This is a genomic window from Agrobacterium sp. DE0009 (assembly GCF_007680755.1).
Taxonomy (GTDB): domain Bacteria; phylum Pseudomonadota; class Alphaproteobacteria; order Rhizobiales; family Rhizobiaceae; genus Agrobacterium; species Agrobacterium tumefaciens_B.
This window is the reverse complement of the sequence record NZ_VEIU01000024.1, coordinates 1-2,286: the sequence shown is the minus strand read 5'-3', so window position 1 is coordinate 2,286 and position 2,286 is coordinate 1. Positions and strand designations below refer to the sequence as shown.

General features: G+C 57.6%; 2 protein-coding genes. Both read left to right on the top strand.

Annotated elements, in window-relative coordinates; translation table 11 throughout:
- Window positions 1-374: 374 nt before the first annotated feature.
- Complete coding sequence (gene ligD / locus FS804_RS24605) at window positions 375-1,427, top strand: non-homologous end-joining DNA ligase (protein ID WP_144579344.1); 1,053 nt, start codon at window positions 375-377, stop codon at window positions 1,425-1,427.
- Window positions 1,428-1,486: 59 nt separating this feature from the next.
- Window positions 1,487-2,260 carry an SOS response-associated peptidase family protein gene (locus tag FS804_RS24600; RefSeq protein WP_087747404.1) on the top strand — a complete coding sequence of 258 codons (774 nt, stop codon included), beginning with the start codon at window positions 1,487-1,489 and terminating at the stop codon, window positions 2,258-2,260.
- Window positions 2,261-2,286: the final 26 nt, after the last annotated feature.

The window sequence follows — 2,286 nt, the reverse complement described above, 5'->3', positions numbered from 1 at the left end:
CGGCTGCGCCCTCCATCGAGGCAATGCGGTCGCGCAAGTCGCAGATCACATCCAAGACCCCTCCAGGAGCCCTGGGGGAACGGGCAGCAGTCATCGTTCACGGCTCCCTTCAAGGTCGTGTTCAAAAGATCGACATCATGTCGCACAGGCTATTTGTTCATTGTTTGTTCTGATGGCGCGAAAGAGTCAAGCACCACAAGGTTGAGGAATACTATCCTAGTATTAGCAAAACCGAAGATTCGAAAAGGATTCAAGGATGTAGGGATAACAAGAATTTTTACCGCACTCCCTCGTGTCGAGCTCCGGATCGTGGATAGCGGGGATAGATGAGCGGCGTCACACTATTCTTAAGGTTTTCGTGCTGAAGTCTCGCCATGACGAAGCCACCGAGATCAAAGCCGCTCCTTCGTGATATCGAAGCCCCGATCCGCTCAAAGCCGCATCGGAAGCGTAATCCTGCACAGCCACAGCTTCTTTTCGATCCGATGCCCGACCGCGTCGCGCCGACGCTTGCGCAATTGAAGGCACATCCTCCACAAGGCGATCAATGGAGCTGGGAGCTGAAATGGGACGGCTATCGGCTGGCGGTCCACATCGAGCCGACAGGCGTCCGCATCCTTACCCGCGGGGGTCATGACTGGACGCACCGGTTTCCGGCGATCGAACAGGCTGCCCGAGCGCTTGGCCCGGCAACGATGATCATCGATGGCGAGGCGGTGGTGCTGGACGATGAAGGGCGGCCGGATTTCGGGCTGCTTCAGAAGTCGTTGGGGGCTTCGGGCAAGACGGCCGGTAACCGGTCATCTGATGCCGTCCTCTACGCTTTTGATCTTATGTATCTCGACGGCCACGATCTGCGGGAGACGGAATACCGATCACGCCGTCATCTTCTCGAGGATACGATAAAGGCAAATGACGGCGCCATCCGTCTGTCGGAAACACTCGACGCCGAACCAGACGTCCTGTTGGAGCATGTCCACAGCCTTGGCCTCGAGGGGATCGTCGGCAAGCGTCTCAATCAGCCCTATCGCTCCGGCCGCACCGGCGACTGGGTGAAGATCAAATGCGTCGACAGCGAAGCCTTCATGGTTGTTGGCTACGAGCCATCCACCGCATCGCCGGGCGGTTTCGCATCGCTGGCGCTTGCCGCCTATCGCGGTGATGATCTCGTCCATGTCGGAAACGTCGGCACGGGCTTCAAGGAAGCCGAGATGATCAGGCTGCGCGAGATACTCGACAAACTCCGCTGGAAGCGAAAGCAGCCACCTGTCGCCTTTGCTGAAAAATCAGATATCGTCTGGGTCGAGCCGATGCTGATCGCTGAGATCGAGTTTCGGGCGTGGACCAGCGAGGATAAACTGCGGCATGCTTCCTACAAAGGACTGCGGGAACGGCAGGACAATGCCGACGTTTACAAGCTAGACTAGAGACGCAGGCGGACGTCACCGGACAAACTGCATTCGGTCGCAACGGAGGAATTGCTGCCATGTGCAATCTTTATCGCATGGAAGACAAGGACTGGGTCTCGAAATGGGCTCAGGATGCCGAAAGCTTTATTAACCTGATGCCGGCGTATCAGATGAACCCCGACCAGCTGGGGCCGATAGTCCGTAACACGGCTGACGGGAAGAAGCAGCTCGTGCACGCCCGCTGGGGCCTGCCCTCGCCTCGCTTCGCCTTGGAAAAAGCGGCCAAAGCCAAGGCCGAGAAACTCGCAGCCAAGGGCAAGCCCTTCGATCTTGAAGAACTGATCCGCATAGAGCCCGACCGCGGCACGACGAACGTCCGCAAGCTCAATTTCCCGCACTGGACGCGATGGTTCGGCGTGGAGCACAGGTGCCTCGTCCCGGTCACAAGTTTTGCCGAACCGGATCCGGCAAGCAAAGAGGACGGTGGCAATGTGCCCAATGCATGGTTTGCGCGCGACGAGGCAAAATCGCTGATGTTCTTCGCCGGTATCCACGTGCCGCAATGGAAAAGCGTCCGCAAGGTGAAGGATGGAATGACCACGGACGATCTCTATGGCTTCCTGACCACGGATCCGAACGATCTTGTGAAGCCAATCCACGAAAAGGCCATGCCTGTATTGCTGCTAACAAAGGAAGAGACCGACATCTGGATGCGAGCGCCTTGGGAGGAAGCAAAGCACCTCGCCCGCCCACTACCAAACGATGCGCTCATCATCCTGTCACGTGAGCCCTACGGATCTTCAATCGTATCGAAATCTGGCGAGCCGGTTGAGCAAGACGGTCTGGTGTAACGGATTAGCTGTTTCGCTCGGCAGGA

Excerpts from the sequence above, each read along its gene's own strand:
- ligD (WP_144579344.1), top strand. The coding sequence starts at position 375 with ATGACGAAGCCACCGAGATCAAAGCCGCTCCTTCGTGATATCGAAGCC.
- FS804_RS24600 (WP_087747404.1), top strand. The coding sequence starts at position 1,487 with ATGTGCAATCTTTATCGCATGGAAGACAAGGACTGGGTCTCGAAATGG.